We start from the raw sequence: 21,352 nt of genomic DNA on the forward strand, positions 1-21,352 counted from the left end.
TAAAAAGTCACACTCTAATCATTTCAGTTTCTGTTCCAACTCTTTTACTTTAGCATTCTTTTGTTTATTGTCTTCAATAAGCAGTTTAATTTGTGTTATTACGTCTTCTGGAAAATTATTGATTTCACCATTATTATACCCAACAACCCTTTCCTCATTGCTACCTATTTTGTTTACTTGCTTGTCTTTTAAAAAATAATCAAAAGTAATATTAAACTCTTGACAAACTTTAACCATCAACAGGAAATCTATTTTTTTACATTTACCACTTTCTATATTACATAAAGTAGTTTGCGAAATTCCCAAACGGTAAGCTAATTCTGGTTGTGACCAACTATTGGCTCCTCTTAATCTTTTTATTCTGACACCTATATTCATCTAAAGTTTCGGAAGTAAAAAACGCTTGGAATATTATATTTCAAGTGTCTCTTGATTAATAAATTATTTAATTTACCGTTTTGCTACTATTCAAATAGATTTAAAATACAAGCAACACTATTTTAAACACGTTGCTTTTCAACATGTTGTGCTGATTGATTTTTACAAATCATTGAAAATACGGTAAATAATCTAACTTCGAAACTTTTGTTATTACTACAAATATCTTATATTAAAATCACAATCACAATACCCACTTTTAGTGATATTTATTCGTTTTATCAAATATAACAAAATAGTCAAACAATGTTTTATGAAAATTATTTGTTTTCGAATAGCTATTTTATGAGATAAGTTTAATTTTTACGAAAATTTAAATTCGTAATTAATAAATGAAAATAGTACAAAGTTTTTGGTCAGGAAATCAAAAGGAATTTACAAACAATTACGGTTGGTTCAATTATAAATACAATTGGATGAGCTGGATATTGAGTTGTCATCAATTGGTAAAATACCACAAAGATGTTGAATTATACACAGACCAATTTGGGTATGATATATTAATTAAAAAATTGCAACTACCTTATACCAAAGTTCATGTTGTTCATGACAAACTCAATCATTATCATAAAGATTTATGGGCTATTGCCAAAATAAAAACTTTTCAACTACAAAAAGAACCTTTTCTACATGTAGATGGCGATGTCTTCGTCTGGGAATCATTGACAGAAAAATTCAAAGATTCTAATTTAGTTACACAAAATCTTGAAATTACCACTCACTTTTATGAAGTAGGTTGGAATATTATTTATCCTAAACTCACTTTTATACCCGAAGAATTGAAAGATTATCATAATAACAGAAATAACTATGCATGCAATATGGGGATTTTTGGAGGGACAAATTTAAACTTTATCCAAGAGTTCACTCGAAAAAGTATTGAATTTGTAGATGAAAATAAATTAAATTTTGACGAAATTAACATTCTAAATTTCAACATATTTTTCGAACAACTTTTTTTCCATGGATTTGCAACTCAAAGAAAGGAGAAGATTGACTATCTCTTTACAGAAACACCCAAAGACAATGAATATAAAGGCTTTGGCGATTTTCACAAAGTACCAAACAGAACGTATTTACATTTATTAGGAGAATATAAGCGTAACGCTACAGTATGCAAATTTATGGAAGTATATGTTATGAAATACTATCCCGAAAGTTATTCAAAACTCAGCAAAATGATTAATTATTTAGGCAAAAACGCAACTGAAATTGATTTCCTAACAACAGAAAAAGTAAATCACCTTATTACAAGTTATAAAGAAGAATTAATCAATAATAAATTGAATATTGAACATTTTTTATTAAAGAGAGATTTATACAATGAAGGATTACCCATCCTTTTTGATGCTTTTTTGACCAAAAAACTAAATTTTGAAATTGTTCTAATTGAAGGTTTTGAAAAAAAGACGCACACCGAAAATAATAATACAGTAGATTATCTAGAAATTAATGAATTAAACTGTATTCCTAGAATATACCCTCTAGACCCAATTGATAAAATAATGTTACATGAATTAGAAAAATCAATTAACTACTATGAGTTTATTATAAGATGCAAAGAATATTTTGATGGAGATGGCTTTGAAGAGTGCAAAGAGTATTTATCTCTAATAAACAATAGGTTACGAAAATATATTGTAATGAAAATTGTACATGTTTTTACTTTTTAAATTATTCGTTTTCGAATAGTAAACACACAATAGTTAATTCATATTTGCAAGACAAAAAAAATAAATTTTAAAATAATACTTTGATGAAAAAATTATTACTATCCATTACATTCTTGTTAATTGCACAAATAACAATAGCACAAAATGCCAGTTTTAAAGCAGATGCATTAAAATTGATTTCCATTAGCGGTGCTGATGCTCAAATAAAGATTGTCAAACCGCAAATTATGAATATGGTTCCGGAGAATAAAAAGGAAAATTTCTCAAAAGAATTTGACGCTTCAATTCCAAGTTTGCTTGACAAAATGGCGGAAATTTATATGGAAATTTATACAATTGATTACATAAAAGCAATGATTGTATTTTATGAAAGTCCAGTAGGAAAAAAAATGAATGAAAAAGCAGCTGAACTTGGACAAAAATCTATGCAAGCAGGACAAGAATGGAGTCAAGAATTACAAGGATTAATGGCAAAATATAAAGAAGAAACTCCTGCGCAAAACACATATTCAGTAACGAAACCTAAATAAGAAGATACTGAATATTTTCATTATTGGCAGTTCACAAAAAAGTCTTATTATTAATTTTAATCAACGTCGTTTTCCTGCGTATAACATACAAACATGAAAAATTTGATTAAAATAGCATCAATGCCTTTCTATACTGAAAGGCATTTTTATTATTCATAAGTAAAGTTTATATTCAAACGTAGTACTATATTTAAAAGTTTTGCTTTATGATAACCTATCTGAACAACTAACATCGAAATATATTCATCGCTATTTTGAATTTCAAGATAATTGGCATTCTCTTTATAGTAAAGTAATAGCTACATTCAATCGTATATGGTCAATCATAACTATGTATTTTTTTAAAACAACAAAACCCGTTTTTAGTGATATTTAGCCATTAAAAAATAGAACAAAACAAATACGTTAAAATCTAAAATTATTCGTTTTCGAATAGCTTATAAAGTATTTTGTAGCAAAATTTATACTATAAAATTTATTAACAAACTAAAATTATTATTTTATGGAAAAAATTGATTTAAAAAGTGTAAAAATTGCACTTGAAAGAGACGAGATGTTGGAAATTGCTGGCGGGAGTGGATTTTGGAACGGCTGTGGAGGCGCAACAGTTTTACTTGTAATTGGGTTTGGCAGATTAGCAACAATTGAAGTTGGTAGTTTTGGTGCTGCTACAGGTTTTGCAGTTGCAGGATTTATTGGAGGAAGTGCAGCTTGGGGTGCAGCTTGGGTCATCATTAAATCATTTACATTATGATAAAATTTAGTAAAAACACTTTGTTTATCTTTTTTGTGATTTCTTTATTTCTACTTGGTATTACAATCTCAAATATCATAGTAGATGGGTTTGAAAACAAAAAAGATTTATTCATAAAAATAACATTTATAATATCCTCCGCGTGTTCAGGAATTGTTTTTTATTTAAAATTATATAAACTAAAATAAAAAAGGAAAAATTCGTTTTCTTTAAAATTATTAATTTTAATCAACGTCGTTATTTTTCGTCATTGCTATTATTGATAAAAACCAATGTAATATTCCTAGCGCTTTATATTAGCATTCTCTTTGTAGTAAAGCACTGGTTGGATTCAATCGTTTTTTAGTCAATCATAATGATATGTCTCGTTTTTAAAATAACAAAGCCCATTTTAGAGGTATTTAGCAATTAAAAATAGGTCGTAACAAATATGCTAAAATGTAAAATTATTCGTTTTCGAATAGCTTATAAAGTATTTTGTAGCAAAATTTGTACTTAAAATTTATTAACAAACTAAAATTATTGTTTTATGAAAAAAATTAATTTAGAAAACGAAAAAATCAATTTGACAAGTGTGAAAATTGCGCTTAAAAGAGATGAAATGTTAGAAATCGCTGGCGGATCTGCTAGAGACTGGGGCTGTGGAGCCTATGGCTTAGCGGCTGGTATTGCTGCTGGATTTAATCCATTAGTTGGGGGATTAACAACTTTTGGTTGTTATATGTTAACTTAGAAATTCCAATTTTATGAATAATAAAACATTGCTTCTAACATTACTAATTATAATCATTGCTGTCGGATATAGATATAGTAAAAATAAAAAGTGATTTTTTGGAATTATTAATAAAAACATCCTAGTTATATGTACTATTGCTAGGATGTTTTAAAAAATTAAAAATATGGGAAGATTAGGCGTTACAGAAATTTTACTTATTATTTTTACTCTTTTATTACTATTCGGCGGGAAAAAAATACCCGAATTAATGAAAGGCTTAGGAAATGGCATTAAAGAATTCAAAAATGCACAAAAAGACTCAATTAATGATGATCAGCTTAAGGAAAAATAAACTTAATCACCAAAAACATCTTTATTTTTCATGCAATAAAAAACAGCTTTTTATTTGACTTAAAAGGCTTTTTTTTTGCTTTTCTCTTATTCAATACTCAAAATTAAAATGCTTAAAAGAACTTTTATTAAGTACTTAATACTTTCTATTGCTATAATTATACTTGCAAAAATTACGAATATAGTTTTTGATTTTAGAGGATTACTATATACTTCTCTGGCTGAAAAGCTCACTAATAAGCAAATACAACATATTTTTGAGTTGCAAGATAAATGGGAATGGGTAAGTTATATTTTTGTTCCAATAATTTTACTCATTAAAACTAGCCTAATAACCTGTGTATTATATATTGGCACTTTCTTTTTTAGTAAAATACAAGTTTCATTTAAACAAGTCTGGGATTTTGTAGTTAATGCAGATTTTACATTTTTGTTAGTACCAATATTCAAAATAATCTGGTTTTATTTTTTTCAAACCAATTATAAATTGGAGGACATTCAATATTTCTATCCTTTATCCACTTTAAACATTGTAGGTTATAAGAATTTAGAATCTTGGTATATCTATCCTTTCCAAACACTCAATTTATTTGAATTAGCCTATTGGCTTATTCTAGCTTACCAAATAGGTAAAGCCACGGAAACTAATATGGATCAAGGTCTAAAAATAGTAGCTTACAGCTATGGGCCAGCTTTATTGCTTTGGGTAGTTACTATAATGTTTTTTACCCTTAATTACTCTTAATATGGTAAGGTTTAGAAAATTTTTAATTTTCGTCTGTATCTGCTTACTAATTGTGCAGATTGTAAACTTTCTTTATTATAGAGAAAATTTGATTTCATTCTTATTAGCTTGTATTACAATGACACTTGTAATAACTGGCCAAATTTCAGCAAACAAAAATCAATGAAAAAAGTATTAAAAATCAGTATTCCAATTCTTATTTTGGTCTTGATAACTTTTATGGGATACAAAGTAATCACCAAAATAACCCACAAAAGAGAAGTGGCAGAACATATCAAAACCATTCCGCCATTTTCATACCCTTCAATTTATGGCAAACTGTTTACCAACAAAGACCTAAAAGATAACACACCCACTTTATTTATATATTTCAACAGCGAATGTGAGCACTGCCAAAGTGAAGCCTCACAAATTCAAGAAAACATAACAAATTTTAAAAATTTTCAGTTGGTTTTCGTTTCTTTTGAAGAAAAAAATAAAATCATTGCTTTTGCCAAAAAATATAAATTAGATTCTTATGATAACATTACTTTTCTACTTGATAAGCAAGTTACTTTCTCTACTACTTTTGATGTAAACTCTTTACCAACCATTATTCTTTACAACAAAAACAGAGATTTAATCGAAAAAATAAAAGGGCAAACCAAAGTAGAAACAATCCTCAAGAAGTTGAAACAATAAAAAATGACTCTAAAAGACATTCAGAAAACCCACACCTCACAATTAGACCAATACGATTGTGGTGTAGCTTGTTTATTATCAATAATCAAATTTTATAAAGGCAGTAATACCCTTGAAAAACTAAGAGAGTTAAGCGGCACCAACAAACAAGGTCTTACATTATTAGGACTATATGAAGCTGCCCAAAAAACTGGCTTTACTGCAGAAGGGTATCTTATAGATTTGCAAACACTAAAAGCACATAATGAACCATTAATTTTGCATGTGGATAAATTTGGAATTCCCAACCATTATGTTGTTTGCTATTATTTTGATAAACAAAAGGGTTTCCTAATCGGTGATCCTTCAGAAGGTCTTCAATTTTTATCCACAGCAGAGTTAGAAAAAATCTGGACTACAAAAAAATGCCTCACTTTGTCTCCAAATGAAACTTTTGCAACATCAAAAGAAGCTTCTAAAACACAGAAACAATATTTTATCAACTTACTTAAGGAAGACTACAAACTATTATGGTTTAGTATAATTATTGGGGTATTTGTAGCTGGGCTAGGAATGGCTATGTCATTATTTTCTCAAAAACTCATAGATGATATTTTGCCTTCTCATAATATCAAGAAGTTAATAACTGGAATTGTCTTGCTGACCGTTTTACTTTTGGCACAGGTAGGCTTTATGATTTTACGAGAATTTTTATTGCTTCAACAATCTAAAGACTTTAATAATCGAATCAATAATCAGTTTTATAGCTCCCTTTTGCATTTGCCAAAACCGTTTTTTGACACTCGTAAAATTGGGGAATTAGTAGCGAGATTAAACGATACAAGTAGAATTCAAAGTGTTATCAAAATACTTGCCAGCAGCTTGGTTATTGATGTTTTGGTTTCCATAATTTCTATTGCTTTTTTATTCCTATATTCTTGGCAGGTAGCGGTGATTTCCTTGGTTAGTTTACCTATTTACTTTTATATTATTTACAAAAGCAATTCAAAAATCATAGCAGCACAACAACAAGTAATGCAAGAATATGCATATAACGAGAGTAATTACATAGCTTCAATACAAGGGATTGCTACCATAAAAAACCACAATCGACAAGAAACATTCGAAAAAGTAAATTTCTCTATTTTTGGTAATTTTCAAGAAAAAATATTCAATTTAGGTAAAATCAACATTCAATTGTCTTGGCAATCTGGATTGTCAAGCGTATTTTTCTTAATTGGAATTTTGATTTACACCTCCATTGCGGTTTTTAACAAAGAAATGAAATTAGGAGAATTAATGGCAGTTTTAGGGATTTCAGGTTCGCTATTGCCATCTATTGCAAACCTAGCTTTGATTTCGATTCCAATCAACGAAGCCAAAATTGCTTTTAATAGAATGTTTGAATTTGCTTCTATCGAAAAAGAGAAAGAAGAAGGTGTTGTAATCTCAACTTTAAAAAGTATTCAGATAAAAAATTTATCCTTTCGGTTTGCAGGACGAAGCGAATTATTCTCTAATATAAATATTGAAATAGAAAAAGGGAAACTTTCCGCCATTGTTGGGGAAAGTGGCAGTGGAAAAAGTACTTTAGGACAAATTTTACAACGTTTTTACAGTTTTGAAAAAGGAGAAATTATAGTAAACGATCAATACCAACTTTCGGAAATTGAATTGAAAAACTATAGAGATTTGATTGGGGTTATTCCACAAGAAATTACCATTTTCAACGGAAACGTTATTGACAATATTTTGCTTGGTAAAACTGAAACAATCGAAAACTTAATGCTATTTATACAGGAATATGGTTTTGATTTCTACTTTAATCAATTGCCCCAAGGTCTTGCTACACTTCTTGGAGAAGAAGGAATCAATTTATCTGGAGGACAGAAACAAATCATTGCATTGGCTAGAGCTTTGTACAAAAAACCACAACTATTGATTCTTGATGAAGCCACCGCTGCAATGGATAGAAACACGGAACAATTCACAATCAATCTTTTACAAAAAATCAAAAAAGATTGCGCTGTATTTTTCATCTCTCATCGCTTAAATAGGCTAAAAAATATAGCTGACAACATTTATATTCTAGAAAATAAAAGCATTTCTGTTTCAGGGAATCATCCAGAATTGATGGAAACGGAAAATTTTTATAGTGCATACTGGAATGAATAAAAAAAGGTTCAAAGTAAAAACTCTGAACCTTTGTATCTTAAATATTAGTTTTTTTAATTAATTTCATTCAACATTTCAGCAATTTCATCCAATCTTGGAGTAAGAATAATTTCGATTCTACGGTTCTTCGCTTTCCCTTCAGGGGTAGCGTTACTAGCGAGTGGAGAAAACTCTCCTCTTCCTGCAGCCGTAAGATTTTGCTTGTTGATTGCTTTGTTTTCACTCAAAATAGCCACAATTGCAGTTGCTCTTTTAGTTGATAAATCCCAGTTATTAGCTATTGGTCCTGAACTAGAAAAACCATCATCATCAGTATGTCCTTCAATTAAAACAGAAATATCTGGATTATCACCCAAAACTTTTCCAAGTTCTACTACCGCTTTCTTACCTTCGGCACCTACTGAATAACTACCAGAATTAAAAAGCAATTTGTTTTCCATAGAAACATACACCTTTCCGTTTTTTTGCTCTACCGTCAATCCTTTTCCTTCAAAACTGTTTAACGCTTTAGACAATGTTTCTTTCAACTTTTTCATAGCCGCTTCTTTGGCAGCAATCAAAGATTCCATTTCTTGCAAACGTTGCGAACTTTTATTTAAACGTTCTTGTTCTATCGCCAAAGCTTTTCCTTTAGCATCCAGTTGAGCCAATAAATCACGATTTTTACCCATGTTAGCTTGTAAAGCCTCATTACTGTTTTTCTCTAATGCTTTATACGATTCTTGCAAAAGATCCATTTTACTTTGTAAAGCACTGTTCTCTGCAAGCCATTTATCGCGCTCTTGTTTTACTTTATCCAAATCTGTTTTTAACGCAGACTGATCCAGTTCCAACTGATTTTTATCTTTCAGCAACGCATCTTTATCATCCGATAAGGTTCTGTTTTCCTTTTTTAAGTCGGTATACTTGTTTTCTAAATCCGTATATATTTTCTTAGACACACAAGAAGTGGATAGTGCCATAATTAATAATCCAATTGAGATTCTTTTTATCATTTTTATAATTTAAAGATTAAGTTGTATTTTATTTTAAAATCTATTCTACTTCTACTAAAACGGGACAATGGTCAGAATGTTTTGCCTCGGGTAAAATTAGTGCTCTTTTTATTCTGTCTTTTAATGGTTCACTCACTAAACAATAGTCAATACGCCAACCTTTATTATTCAATCTTGCAGTAGGAAAACGCATAGTCCACCACGTATAATTATCAGGTTCTTTGTTTAAAAAACGAAAACTGTCAATAAATCCATTTTTTAAAAATGCATCAAGCCAAGCTCTCTCTTCGGGTAAAAACCCAGATGTTTTTTTATTCCTAACCGGATCATGAATATCTATTGCTTCATGACAAATATTATAATCTCCACAAATCACCAAGTTTGGAATTTCCTTTTTCAATTCCGTAATATAATTTTGAAAGTCATCCATAAACATAAATTTATGACTTAACCTTTCGCTATTTGTTCCTGATGGCAAATACAAACTCATTACTGATACATCATCAAAATCAACACGTAGATTACGTCCTTCAAAATCCATGTGCTCAATTCCTGTACCAAAAACGACATTGTTTGGTTTTATTTTCGATAAAATCGCCACACCACTGTATCCTTTTTTAGTAGCAGGAAACCAATAATGATAGGGATAACCCGCAAGCTCAAAATCCAACAATGGAAGTTGCTCAGGAGTTGCCTTAATTTCCTGCAAGCAAATCACATCGGGATCAGCTTGTTGCAACCAATCTATAAATCCTTTTGAAATTGCTGCACGAATTCCATTTACATTATAAGAAATAATCTTCATTTATATAAAATTTTGATTTCCAAAAATACTAAAAATTAAAAAGCTTAACCTATAAATAACAAGAAAATCCGATGCCTGAATGAGTAGTTAATCGAGTTTTTTTCTATCTTTGTTTTTCGCTCAAAAACAAAAGTAAATGGGTTTAGTTACCGCCAAAGAAGTTGCAAAAGCAATAAATGCTGAAAAATACGGAGTTTTAGGAACTTTTACGGGTTGGTTATTAATGAAAGTGTTAAAAATTTCTACTCTTAATAAATTTTATGATAGCAACAAACATTTAAAGGACGTAGAGTTCTTAAATGCTATTATCGACGATCTACAAATAAAATTCGAAATTCCAGAAGAAGACTTAAAACGATTGCCAAAAGAGGGCGCTTATATCACCATTTCAAACCACCCACTAGGCGGAATTGATGGTGTTTTGTTATTGAAATTAATGCTCGAAAGAGAACCAAATTTCAAGATTATTGCTAATTTTCTTTTGCATCGTATTGCCCCTTTGAAAGATTACATCATGCCTGTTAATCCGTTTGAAAACCATAAGGATGTCAAATCAAGCGTGGTAGGAATTAAGGAGACATTACGCCACCTAAGTGACGGAAAACCTCTAGGAATGTTCCCGGCTGGAGAAGTTTCCAGTTATAAAGACGGGCAACTCATGGTGGACAAGCCATGGGAAGAAGGAGCTATAAAAGTAATTCGAAAAGCACAAGTACCTGTTGTACCAATTTATTTTCATGCTAAAAACAGCAGACTTTTTTATCTTCTTTCTAAAATTAGCGACACGTTCCGCACGGCTAAACTACCTTCAGAAGTTTTTAGCCAAAAACATCGTGTGATAAAAGTGCGTATTGGAAAACCTATTTCGGTAGCGGAGCAAAACGAGCATGTATCGATAGAAGCCTACTCTGAATTCTTGAGAAAGAAAACATATATGTTAGCTAATCCATTTGAAAAGGAAAGTAAATTACTGAATACGCCAAGTTTAAAAATACCAAAAAGTCCAAAAGAAATCGTTACTCCTGCTAATGGAGAAAAAATGATTGCCGAAGTAAATGCGTTAAGAGATACGGATTGCCGACTATTACAAAGTAAAAACTACGAAGTCTTTTTTGCGGAAGCAAGCAAAATACCTAATGTTCTTCATGAAATTGGCCGCTTGAGAGAAATCACTTTTAGAGAAGTAGGTGAAGGAACAAATGAATCTATTGATTTAGACAAATTTGACCAATATTACCATCATTTATTCCTTTGGGATGAAGATGCTAAGAAAATTGCTGGTGCCTATAGAATGGGATTGGGTTCTGAAATTTATCCAAAATACGGAATGGAAGGTTTTTACTTGAATGAACTTTTCCGTTTTGAACCTGAGTTGCATGATATGATGTCTAAATCTATCGAAATGGGCCGGGCTTTTATCATCAAAGAATACCAACAAAAACCAATGCCTCTTTTCTTATTATGGAAAGGAATTATTCATACGACTTTGCGTTTTCCAGAGCACAAATTCTTGCTTGGCGGTGTGAGTATTAGCAATCAATTCTCAGATTTTTCTAAATCATTGATGATTGAGTTTATGAAATCAAATTATTACGATCCCTACATTGCACAATACATCCACCCAAAGAAAGCATATAAGGTAAAACTAAAAGACGCCGATAAAGATTTCATTTTTGACGAAGCCGAATCGGATTTAAATAAATTTGATAAAATTATTGATGAGCTTGAGCCTGGTGTGTTACGTTTGCCGGTATTGATCAAAAAATACATTAAGCAAAATGCGAAAGTAGTGGCTTTCAATGTAGATCCCTTGTTCAACAATGCTGTTGATGGATTAATGTACATTAGAATTGCTGATATTCCTGAAAGCACAATGAAACCAGTTATGGAAGAGTTTCAAGCAGAACTCGAAAGAAAACTGGTCGATAAGGAAGATTAAAAAACAAGGCTTCTATATATAAGTATAAAAAAAGTCTCGACAATGTCGAGACTTTTTTTATGTCTTAAAACCATCCTTTTTTATGAACTTGATACGTTTGATAAAACTCCTCATCCGATTTTGTCAAATATATAATCCCTTCAATTACCCCTAATAATCCCGTAACAGATCCAAGTGTAAAAAGACTAATGACTAACCAAATAATTCCTTCGGAAGTATATCCCAATAAAAATTTATGAATCCCAAACGGACCTAAAAGTATCGCTAATAATCCTGCCGCTAGCCTTTTATTGTCTTCTTCTACTGGTTGCGGATTGTTCCAATGTTCTTGTTTTGAATGCTCCATGACAACTATAATTAATTGATTTCGAGTATTAAAAGTATTAAATTTTATTTAAAAACACTGTCAATAGGCTCCCAAAGTTCAATTTTATTTCCTTCGATATCTACAATCCAACCAAATTTCCCATAATCGTACGATTCCATTTCGCCTACCACTGTCACACCTTCCTGTCTTAATTGCAACAACAGCTTCTCGAGATTATCGACTCTAAAGTTTTGCATGAATTGTTTTTCGCTTGGCGCAAAATAAGTAGTATCATTTGCAAACGGAGACCATTGTGTTGAACAATCTAGCCCTTTGTTGTCCTTCCACCAAAAAGTGGATCCATAGTCATCTGTCTTTAACCCAAGATACTTTCCGTACCATTCCACTAGTTCTTTTGGGTTTTTAGATTTAAAAAAAATACCGCCAATTCCTGTAACTCGTTTTTCAGCTATTGTATTTTCAGGAGTTCCAAAATATTTTGCTTTGATTTTATCTACAATTACTTGCGCCAATCGCTCGTGACTTTCAAAAGTCCAACCAGCTACATGCGGAGTCAAAATTACATTTGGCGCTTCTAATAAATACTGAAAAGCTTCAGGCGTGTTTTCCTCTTGAAATAAGGTTTCAAAAGACAATTTTTCATATTCCAACACATCTAATCCTGCCCCGAGTATTTTACCTGATTGCATGGCAGCAAGTAAATCGGCCGTTACAATGTTCTTCCCTCTCGAAGTATTGATGATCCAAAACGGCTTAGCGAATCCATTAATAAAATCAGCATTAACCATTTTATTGGTTTCTGGCGTCCATGGAATATGTAAACTCACCACATCTACTTTTTGCTTAAATTCTTCTAATGACACTTGTTTTGCATTGGAGTCACCCACATTTTCTAAAATGTCATAACACAATACTTCCACCTCAAAACCGCGTAGTTTTTTAGCAAACGATTTCCCCATGTTTCCGTAGCCAATAATCCCAACGGTTTTTCCATCGAGTTCATGACCGCGATTGCTTTCCCGATTCCAATGCCCCGAACGGATTTCTCTATCAGCACTATTCAGTTTATTGAACAGCGAAAGAATCATTCCTAAAGTATGTTCAGCAACGGCGTTTCTATTTCCTTCAGGCGCAGCAATAAGCGTCACGTTTTTAGTTTCGGCATAATCACAATCAATGCTTTCCAGACCAGCGCCTACACGAGCTATAAACTGTAAATTTGTGGCTTTATCTAAGAATTGCTTGTCAATCTTGAAACGACTACGGATAACGATGCCGTGATAATCTTGAATTTTGGCTTCAATTTCCTCTTTGGAAGAAATGAAATCCTGATGATTGGTAAAACCTAGGGTTTGCAATTGTCCCCATAATATAGGGTTATTGCTATCGATATGAAGTATTTTAATGTTTTCTGGTTTCAACATTGTTCTATAATTTAATGTTGTTCAAAGTTACAAATCTTAATAGTGAAATTGCATGATTTGTCTGCTGGATTGTGAGAATCAAGTTCCAATTATAAAATAGTATAAATAAGGGAATCTAGTTTGTAGCCCAATAATCAAAAACCGTCACTTTATCTGGCGCTGGATTTAAAAGCGCCACAAAAGCTTTGTGAGCTGGATCAATAAGATACGCATCCCTATCTGCTTCACTAGTAAATGTCAAAGTAAAACAATGCGTCAAACCATTATTTAAGTTTTCAGGACTATTATTAGTTCCCCATTCGAATGCCTTTATAACTGGGATTTTATGTTGTAAATCACTCAATGCAGCTACCACTTTATTGATATATGCAGGATCTGTATTTTCATTCCAACCAAACATAACCACATGACGTAGCAATTGTTTATTATGGGTTTTTTGGGCATTTACAGTAGCACAACTTGCCATAATTAGTAACGTAATTATTAATACTTTTTTCATTTTGCTTTTTTTTGAAATATACGAAATATTTCAATCCTTTAACTGGTAGAGATAAGGTTGTTCTCTAAATGAATTAAGCATTCTTTTTGAATTAAATTTTAATTATCTAAATGCAAAAAAAGTGAATTTTTATTGATAATGGCTCCCGAGTTTTTTTTCTATTGAAGGTAAATCTTTTATATATTGCTTCGCATCCCATTTCATTTTCCATACTTTAATGTATTCAGACAGAGGACTGAGATATATTTCTCCTCTTCTTTTATCAACATTCTCTGGATCTGTCAATGGTAAAATATAATATGTTTTTGTTTGTGGATCTTGACCAACTTGAGTTCCATAAATTTGTTTTTTATTTTGCATGGTAAGAAATCGATCCTCATACATTGCCAAATATTCTGGCATTGACTCTCCTTTTTTAACAGACTCCTTAATTAAAGGCAAATACTTTTTACTGTCTTTTAAATCTAGACTCATAACTAGAGCTGATAAAATATACTCCCCCTTAAAACCTAATAAATCAGAGCTTGGCCAACCATCCTTAGCAATAATAGCATCTATTTTTTGTTTAATTTTTGTCTTTCCCTCATCAATTGTTTTATTAAAAGCGAGCATTTTTTGCGTATTACTTCCATTCTTATTTACAAATTCAGGCATATCCTTTAAAAGATTTTGATTTTCATCATTTAAAGCCTTTAATTCGGTTACCAAAATAGAATTTAGCTTAGCTTACTTTTTAAGTTTATTTCGTTTCACTTCCTTTAAAAAGGCTGCCCAACGTTTGTCATTATGAAGAGAAGCTAAATCTTCATCAATAATTGTATGATCGTAATTTGTATAACTTCTTTTTATTTCCTTTGATTCGAGTTGATAAAATGAACTATCTGGAACTTTGGCTAATGCCCATGAACAAGCAGCGTTATATCGATCATTGGCTCTAATTTTCCATCCCTTAATTTCAAATGCCCTTGAGTATACCAATCCCGAATTTAAATAGTCTTTTGCCTCGTAAAGCGAATCTGCTTTAGTAACTAGTTTATAATATTCATTGGATGGATTTTGTCCGAATGAAACAGAAGTTGTTAAGATTAATAGGATAAGATTGGTTATTTTTTTCATTTTAATTCTACTGTTGTTAACTTCTAATAATAAATTTCCAAGTTAGGAAATTATTGCTTAACATATTCAATTTGATAACAATCGTAACACTCGTCACTCAAAAACAATTTTGCTCCTTCTACACTAAATGATTGACTAGGTTTTCCTGAAAGATAAACTAACATTGGTTTCTTTCCTCCAAAAATAGATTCTTTAGCTTGAATTGAATAGGATTCAGTTGTTGTTAAATTTCCGTTTTCATAGATTTTTACTTCTGACTTTGAAATTTCAACACTCATGGATTTATTTGTGGAACTTGGAGTTGTAGTTTCTCCAGTTATGCCTCCGCTAGATTGAACCCAATCCCATTTTCCAACAATAGAATTAGCAACCATAGTCGATTCACTTGTTGAACAACTAAACAAAGTGAAAATCAACGCAAAGTATATTAAAGGTATTTTCATAATTATTGTTTTAAATATGATACGAATTTTTCCAATTGGTTGCGTACTTTTTGACTTATTTATAAGTTACTTCCTGAATTATTATTAAAAAAAGCAATTTGATTTTATCGATAATATCAAATGATACTATTAAAAGTAGTTTTGTTTCTCCATTGAAACAAATATAATCATTGTTAATTAAGCTAATTGGCTTAAAAACTACCACAAAAACCAACAAAACTAAAGAGTATGGTGATTTGCCTCAATTGTAATAAAAAAGATTTTTGAATAAAGAGTAACGATTGCTGATTTTTGATTTGAAAAACCAAACTCAAAACACATTCGAGGCTGCGTGAGGGATAGAAGCTAGCTACCGAAGTAGCGCGGATAGCTCGACACCATTAAAAAAAGGGTCTTATCAACATTCCTGCTGATAAGACCCTTTTTATTAATGGGGGCACGCCCAAATAATTATTATCCTTTGATTTGTTTCAATGAAGTTTTTATTCCGCGTATTAAGGACGAACTGAATCCGTGCATTTCCATTTCGTTTAATCCCGCAATGGTACAGCCTTGTGGCGTAGTTACACGGTCGATTAATTGTTCTGGATGTACTTGTTCTTCCATGACCATTTCGGCTGCTCCTTTTACTGTTTGTGCTGAGATAGCCAATGCGGTTTTCCAGTCAAATCCTATTTCGATTCCAGCTTGCATCGATGCACGGATGTAACGCAAGGCAAAAGCGGTTCCAGAGGCGGCAAGTACTGTAGCTGCATCCATTAATTTCTCATCAATTATAGGCGCTGTCCCTAAATCTTTGAAAAGAGCGACCGTATTTTCGGCTTTCTCTTTGTCTTTTTCATGAAAAGCAATACAGGTTGCTGAGGCACCAAATTGGGACGCAATATTTGGCATGATTCGGATGGCGCTATTACCAGATCCTATCTTGTTTTGTAAATTTTCTATCGATAAGCCACTTACAGCTGAGGCGATTACTTTATTAGAAATTACAGGAAGAATTTCGGCCAAAACTACATCTACTTGGTATGGTTTTATGGTTAAAATCACAATATCTGCTTCTTGAATTCCTTGTGTATTATCCGTAGAAACCGTTATGCCCTGTTCTTCCAAATATAAAATGCTGGCGGTGTTTCTTCTTGTAATGGTGATTTGATTTCCTTGCGAAAATTTAGATAATCCTTTTGCGATGGCAACTCCTAAGTTTCCTCCGCCAATAATATGTACTTTCATGCTGGTTGTGGTTTATTAATTAATAAATTTTAAATTCAGTCTGGTTTTCATAATAACTTCCCTTTTAATAATAAGGAAGCAATTGTAAAATAAATAACCAAACCTGTCACATCTACCAAAGTTGCTACAAATGGTGCTGAAGATGTTGCAGGGTCTAATCTAAGTTTTTTTAATAAAAAAGGTATCATCGAGCCTGAAAGTGTTCCCCATAAAACTATAAATACTAATGAAATTGAAACCGTCATTGCAACCGCAACCCAATGAATACCATATTGATACAATCCCGTTTGTTGCCAAATCATTATTCTAATAAATCCTACAATCCCTAATATAGAACCCAATAAAAATCCTGAGGCAATTTCTTTTTTCATTACAAACCACCAGTCTTTGAGGTCTAATTCTTTCAACGCCATAGCACGAATAATCAAAGTGGCGGCTTGTGAACCAGAATTCCCCCCACTCGAAATGATAAGTGGAACAAACAGTGCCAAAACAACCGCTTTTTCGATTTCTCCTTCAAAAAATCCCATTGCCGAAGCGGTAAACATTTCTCCAACAAATAAAATTACCAACCAAGTGGCCCGTTTTTTGACCATTTCGAAAAGTCTTGTTTGCACATAGGGTAATTCAAGTGCTTCCAAACCACCAAATTTTTGAATATCTTCGGTATCCCTTTTTTCTATTTCGTCTTTTATGACATCAATCACATCATCAATCGTGATGCGACCTACCAAACGCCCCAATTCATCCACAACTGGAATAGCTTCGAGGTCGTATTTATCCATTATTCGGGCTACCTCAACATCAGCCATTTCAACACCTACATAATTCAGTTTTCGAATATAAAATTCGCTTATTGGCGTTTTGGTAGTTGGCGCCGTCAGCAAATCCTTCAGCGACAAACGTCCCTTGAGCTTATTGTCGTCATCAACAACGTAAATTGAATGTACTCTGGAAATATTTTCTGCCTGTATTCGCATTTCTTTTACGCAAGTCATCACGTTCCAATTCTCATTGACTTTTACCAATTCTTTGTGCATGATTCCACCCGCTGTATCCTCGTCATAACGCAATAAATCGACAATACTTTTGGCGTGTTCAATATCTTGAAGTTCCGATATTACCTCGGCTTTTCTATCCTTGGAAAGCTCTCCAATAATATCGGCCGCATCATTGGTTTCTAACTCATCGAGCTCCTCTGCAATTTCTTTCGAAGACAATCGGCTTAATATTTTCTCTCGTAAATCATCGTCCAATTCAAGGAGAATTTCGGCTGTTTTCTCACTGTCTAAAACTTGGAAAATATAGGTAGCTTCCTCGATGCTAACCTCATCCAGAATTTCTGCAAAATCAGCATGATGCATATCATTCAACAAAACTTCCAGTTGCTGGTTATTTTTTTCTTGAATAAGTTGTGCTATTTGCTGAATTAAGTCTTTACTGATTTTAAATTCCATCGGCTTCAATTTTTTGGGTCAATGCTATAAATTGTGCTACATCCAGCTGTTCTGGACGAAGATCAAAGATAGGATCTTCTCGTAAATTATCGGATAAGTTTAGCGTTTTTAAACTGTTACGTAATGTTTTACGACGTTGTTGAAAAGCGGTTTTCACTACCGTAAAAAATAACTTTTCGCCACAAGGCAAACTGTAATCTGCTTTTCTACGCAAACGCAACACCCCTGATTTTACTTTGGGTGGCGGAATAAAAACATTTTCGTCAACAGTAAATAAATATTCAGCATCATAAAATGCTTGCGCCAAAACTGATAATATTCCGTAGGCTTTTGTTCCTTTTTTTTCACAAATACGTTGCGCCACTTCTTTTTGGAACATCCCTGCAAATTCAGGAATTTGATCTCTCATTTCCAACGTTTTAAAAACAATTTGTGTCGATATATTGTACGGGAAATTCCCTATAATCGCAAATTGTTTGCCTTCAAAAACTTCATTGATATTGTATCTCAAGAAATCTTTTGAGATAATCTTGTCTTTTAATTTTGGATAATTTTCATCTAAGTATGTAACAGATTCTGTATCAATCTCGATTACATACGTATTTATGGGCTTGTCTAACAAGTATTTTGTTAACACTCCCATTCCAGGTCCTATTTCTAATACATCATCATACCCTTCTAGGTTCAACGTATCAGCAATGTCTTTAGCAATGCTTTCGTCTTTCAAGAAATGTTGTCCGAGGTGTTTTTTGGCTTTTACTTTTTCCATGTTTTGTGTTTAAAGTTTAATGTTAAAGTTCCAAGTTTCCCAACTCAATACTTATTCCTTAAACTATTTTTTAAATTAGAGAAGATCATTTGCTTCCTCTAATGTAGCTACTAAATTCCTTTTTGATGCAGAAACACCTAAACTGACTACTTATTTAATGATCCGAAATCACTTCTAATTCTGTTCTAAAAGCCAGCATTTTGTCTCCAAATAGTTTTGCTCCTTCTTCACGGAATCTAGGAGCATCTTCTAGATAATATTTTTCTAATGTTTCTTTACTGTCGGTTGTATATTGAGCCGAATAGGTAACTCCGCCCATTTCTTCCTCTATTAAAACACGAACCAATCGAGCCGAAGAGAATTTCCCAGTAGCCAAAATTTCAGGTATGTGTTTGTGTTGCATCCAGATCATCCATTGATCGTGAACGCTTTCATGTATGTTTGTGGTAACGTTGTATATTATCATGTGTTAATTGGGTTAACTGGTTAATTGTTTAATCGGTTAACCAAATAACCGATTAACCTTTCTATAGATTTTTATCTCCTCTTAATCGTCTGAAACTTTTTCTTGCTTCTACAAAATAAATACTGTCTTCATGACCAAAGAGTATTTTTTCATATAATGGTTTTGCCTTTTCGGGCTCTTTCAATTTTTTATTATAAATTTCTGCCGAAAAATAGAGTGCTTCGTCTATATAAATTCCGTCACTATGATGGTCAATAATTGCTTGATATTGGCTTAATGCCAAATTAAAATCGGCTGTTTTTTCATAAATTTTACCCAGTCGTAATAACGTTACTGCTTCTATTTCCTGTCCTTTGAACTTTTGCAAAATAGACTGAAACTGCGCAATCGCTTCCTGATTTCTATTTTGATACAACAGATAATCTCCTTTGGCAAATGCCGCTAATGCCGTTTGTGTCGAATCAGCAACCGTATTGTCATTTATCAGTAAAAAATATTCTAAAGCATCATTAGCAATCAATTGCGTATTGGCCGATTTTAATTCTTTGAACTGTTTTAATGCCCAAACGAAATCTGCTTTAAAATAACTTGTTTTTGCTGCTTTCAAACTGGCTTCGTGTGCCACAATATCATTCTTTAAATCCATTTCAATCTGTGAATAATAAATCAACGCTTGGTTGAATTTTTCTTCATACAGCAAAATATCCGCCAACTCCATTTTTACTTTGGCAACTTCATAATCATTCAATTGCAATTCTAAAGTTTTCTTTATTATTGCTCTTCCCTTTTCAGGGTTTTTTAAATTAAAAGCTACAAAATGTGCCTGAATCAGTTGCAAAGATAAGGTAAAAGGTGTTATTTCATATTCTGCTAGCAAACGATCTAATTCTGAGTTGATTGCAGGAAAATCTCTTTCTTGGGCTTTAGCAATTTTTAATTTTATTATATACGAATGCGCTTGAACGAGCAACTCTATATCCTTAGTGTTTTCTATTACAAAACTCAACATTTCATTGGCAGTGGCTTCATCCTCTTCTTCAATGGCAAGCTGAATCAAACTAACAATATTAGCTAGCGATTCTGGATTGCGCTTATAAATGGCTTTTTCCTGAATAAATGCTTTTGAAAACTCTTTTTGTTGGACGTAATACCAACTCAAATACCGATTCCAAAATAGGTCTTGGCTTTTTTGAACTCTAAGAATTAATGCTTTTCGCAAAAGATTACTAAAATCAGCATCGCCATCGTCAGTAATGTACCGTGCTAATTGATTTTGTATCAATATCGAATTTTGAGGATTGGCTAAAGCTTCGTCAAGAAAGGTCGAAATCATCATTTCAGTGTTTCCCATTTGCCCATAAAGCAGTCCTTTTTGATAATTAAAATTATAATTAGGAACGAGATCAGAAGCTATTTGATATGATTTTAAGGCATAGTCCAATAATACTTTCTTCTCAAATGAATTAGAAATCGCATATACTTCATTTGGGTTTTTCCGAATTCGGTCTAAGGCTAAATCGTAATTAATTTTAGCTTTATCCTCTTTTTTTTGGAGTTGGAAATTGTATCCTAATTCTACTAGAAGACTCCCTTGTTTGTATTTATCAAGGCGAGCTTGAATTGCTTTTTCAGCAATGTCGTATTGTTGTAACTGTTGGTAGCAATCTACAGTTCTCAGGAAATACTGCAAGTTTTGAGGTACGCTTTCCAGTAACTCTTCGTAACTTATTTTAGCTTTTTCAAAATCACCTTTGTCATAATAATACTGCGCCAATTGCTCGTTTTGAGAAAAACAAACTAATGAAAAAAACAAAGTGATATGTAGAAAGAGTTTTTTCAT

At 32.2% G+C, this 21,352-nt stretch carries 22 protein-coding genes and 1 pseudogene; 9 read left to right on the top strand and 14 right to left on the bottom strand.

Translation table 11 applies throughout. The annotated features are described in order from the left end of the window. Positions 1–18: 18 nt before the first annotated feature. A complete protein-coding gene (locus tag AB3G34_RS13705; RefSeq protein ID WP_369752759.1) occupies positions 19–378 on the bottom strand; it encodes a helix-turn-helix domain-containing protein in 360 nt (119 codons plus the stop codon). A gap of 392 nt (positions 379–770) precedes the next feature. Between AB3G34_RS13705 and AB3G34_RS13710 the strand changes: the two genes are divergently transcribed. The 8 genes from AB3G34_RS13710 to AB3G34_RS13745 all read left to right on the top strand — a co-directional run bounded on the left by AB3G34_RS13710 (position 771) and on the right by AB3G34_RS13745 (position 8,041). Further along, positions 771–2,111, top strand: a complete 1,341-nt coding sequence (locus AB3G34_RS13710) for a DUF6734 family protein (RefSeq protein WP_369752760.1) — start codon at positions 771–773, stop codon at positions 2,109–2,111. An 83-nt stretch (positions 2,112–2,194) separates the two neighbouring features. Continuing rightward, entirely contained in the window at positions 2,195–2,641 is a 447-nt protein-coding gene (locus AB3G34_RS13715) for a DUF2059 domain-containing protein (RefSeq protein WP_369752761.1), read from the top strand. Positions 2,642–3,143: 502 nt separating this feature from the next. Next, positions 3,144–3,395 (top strand): hypothetical protein, encoded by a 252-nt coding sequence (locus tag AB3G34_RS13720; protein ID WP_369752762.1) that lies wholly within the window; start codon positions 3,144–3,146, stop codon positions 3,393–3,395. A gap of 529 nt (positions 3,396–3,924) precedes the next feature. Continuing rightward, positions 3,925–4,128, top strand: a complete 204-nt coding sequence (locus tag AB3G34_RS13725; RefSeq protein WP_369752763.1) for a hypothetical protein — start codon at positions 3,925–3,927, stop codon at positions 4,126–4,128. Positions 4,129–4,294: 166 nt separating this feature from the next. After that, on the top strand, positions 4,295–4,462 hold the full coding sequence (gene tatA / locus AB3G34_RS13730; protein ID WP_369752764.1) for a twin-arginine translocase TatA/TatE family subunit: 168 nt from the start codon (positions 4,295–4,297) through the stop codon (positions 4,460–4,462). A gap of 108 nt (positions 4,463–4,570) precedes the next feature. After that, positions 4,571–5,206 carry a hypothetical protein gene (locus AB3G34_RS13735; RefSeq protein ID WP_369752765.1) on the top strand — a complete coding sequence of 212 codons (636 nt, stop codon included), beginning with the start codon at positions 4,571–4,573 and terminating at the stop codon, positions 5,204–5,206. Between the two features lie 162 nt (positions 5,207–5,368). Then, positions 5,369–5,887 carry a TlpA family protein disulfide reductase gene (locus tag AB3G34_RS13740; RefSeq protein WP_369752766.1) on the top strand — a complete coding sequence of 173 codons (519 nt, stop codon included), beginning with the start codon at positions 5,369–5,371 and terminating at the stop codon, positions 5,885–5,887. Between the two features lie 3 nt (positions 5,888–5,890). Further along, the gene (locus tag AB3G34_RS13745; protein WP_369752767.1) at positions 5,891–8,041 is read left to right on the top strand and encodes a peptidase domain-containing ABC transporter; all 2,151 of its coding nucleotides are present in this window, start codon (positions 5,891–5,893) and stop codon (positions 8,039–8,041) included. Between the two features lie 53 nt (positions 8,042–8,094). Here AB3G34_RS13745 and AB3G34_RS13750 read toward each other — a convergent pair whose 3' ends face one another. Continuing rightward, entirely contained in the window at positions 8,095–9,036 is a 942-nt protein-coding gene (locus AB3G34_RS13750; protein WP_369752768.1) for an OmpA family protein, read from the bottom strand. A 40-nt stretch (positions 9,037–9,076) separates the two neighbouring features. Continuing rightward, positions 9,077–9,841, bottom strand: coding sequence for an exodeoxyribonuclease III (locus tag AB3G34_RS13755; RefSeq protein ID WP_369752769.1), 765 nt, complete (start codon positions 9,839–9,841; stop codon positions 9,077–9,079). 136 nt (positions 9,842–9,977) lie between these two features. Between AB3G34_RS13755 and AB3G34_RS13760 the strand changes: the two genes are divergently transcribed. After that, positions 9,978–11,780 (top strand): GNAT family N-acyltransferase, encoded by a 1,803-nt coding sequence (locus AB3G34_RS13760; protein ID WP_367755921.1) that lies wholly within the window; start codon positions 9,978–9,980, stop codon positions 11,778–11,780. A gap of 64 nt (positions 11,781–11,844) precedes the next feature. Here AB3G34_RS13760 and AB3G34_RS13765 read toward each other — a convergent pair whose 3' ends face one another. The 11 genes and pseudogenes from AB3G34_RS13765 to AB3G34_RS13815 all read right to left on the bottom strand — a co-directional run bounded on the left by AB3G34_RS13765 (position 11,845) and on the right by AB3G34_RS13815 (position 21,352). Next, on the bottom strand, positions 11,845–12,126 hold the full coding sequence (locus AB3G34_RS13765; protein WP_367755923.1) for a TM2 domain-containing protein: 282 nt from the start codon (positions 12,124–12,126) through the stop codon (positions 11,845–11,847). A gap of 455 nt (positions 12,127–12,581) precedes the next feature. Next, positions 12,582–13,532 (bottom strand): annotated as a pseudogene (locus tag AB3G34_RS13770) (2-hydroxyacid dehydrogenase); the annotation flags it as partial. A gap of 115 nt (positions 13,533–13,647) precedes the next feature. Continuing rightward, entirely contained in the window at positions 13,648–14,031 is a 384-nt protein-coding gene (locus tag AB3G34_RS13775; RefSeq protein WP_369752770.1) for a Dabb family protein, read from the bottom strand. 129 nt (positions 14,032–14,160) lie between these two features. Then, a complete protein-coding gene (locus AB3G34_RS13780; RefSeq protein WP_369752771.1) occupies positions 14,161–14,739 on the bottom strand; it encodes a DUF6624 domain-containing protein in 579 nt (192 codons plus the stop codon). Positions 14,740–14,757: 18 nt separating this feature from the next. Next, positions 14,758–15,147, bottom strand: coding sequence for a hypothetical protein (locus AB3G34_RS13785; RefSeq protein ID WP_369752772.1), 390 nt, complete (start codon positions 15,145–15,147; stop codon positions 14,758–14,760). Between the two features lie 50 nt (positions 15,148–15,197). Continuing rightward, entirely contained in the window at positions 15,198–15,590 is a 393-nt protein-coding gene (locus AB3G34_RS13790; RefSeq protein ID WP_369752773.1) for a hypothetical protein, read from the bottom strand. Between the two features lie 453 nt (positions 15,591–16,043). After that, complete coding sequence (proC, locus tag AB3G34_RS13795; RefSeq protein ID WP_367755931.1) at positions 16,044–16,820, bottom strand: pyrroline-5-carboxylate reductase; 777 nt, start codon at positions 16,818–16,820, stop codon at positions 16,044–16,046. Positions 16,821–16,867: 47 nt separating this feature from the next. After that, entirely contained in the window at positions 16,868–18,277 is a 1,410-nt protein-coding gene (gene mgtE, locus AB3G34_RS13800) for a magnesium transporter (RefSeq protein ID WP_367755933.1), read from the bottom strand. Then, complete coding sequence (gene rsmA / locus AB3G34_RS13805) at positions 18,267–19,046, bottom strand: 16S rRNA (adenine(1518)-N(6)/adenine(1519)-N(6))-dimethyltransferase RsmA (RefSeq protein WP_367755935.1); 780 nt, start codon at positions 19,044–19,046, stop codon at positions 18,267–18,269. Before rsmA ends, mgtE begins: the two co-directional genes overlap by 11 nt. A gap of 154 nt (positions 19,047–19,200) precedes the next feature. Next, positions 19,201–19,512: a DUF4286 family protein gene (locus AB3G34_RS13810; RefSeq protein WP_369752774.1), complete on the bottom strand. Its 312-nt coding sequence runs from the start codon at positions 19,510–19,512 to the stop codon at positions 19,201–19,203. A gap of 61 nt (positions 19,513–19,573) precedes the next feature. Next, the gene (locus tag AB3G34_RS13815) at positions 19,574–21,352 is read right to left on the bottom strand and encodes a tetratricopeptide repeat protein (RefSeq protein ID WP_369752775.1); all 1,779 of its coding nucleotides are present in this window, start codon (positions 21,350–21,352) and stop codon (positions 19,574–19,576) included.

The sequence above is a fragment of the Flavobacterium sp. WC2409 genome, assembly GCF_041200085.1.
GTDB lineage: Bacteria > Bacteroidota > Bacteroidia > Flavobacteriales > Flavobacteriaceae > Flavobacterium.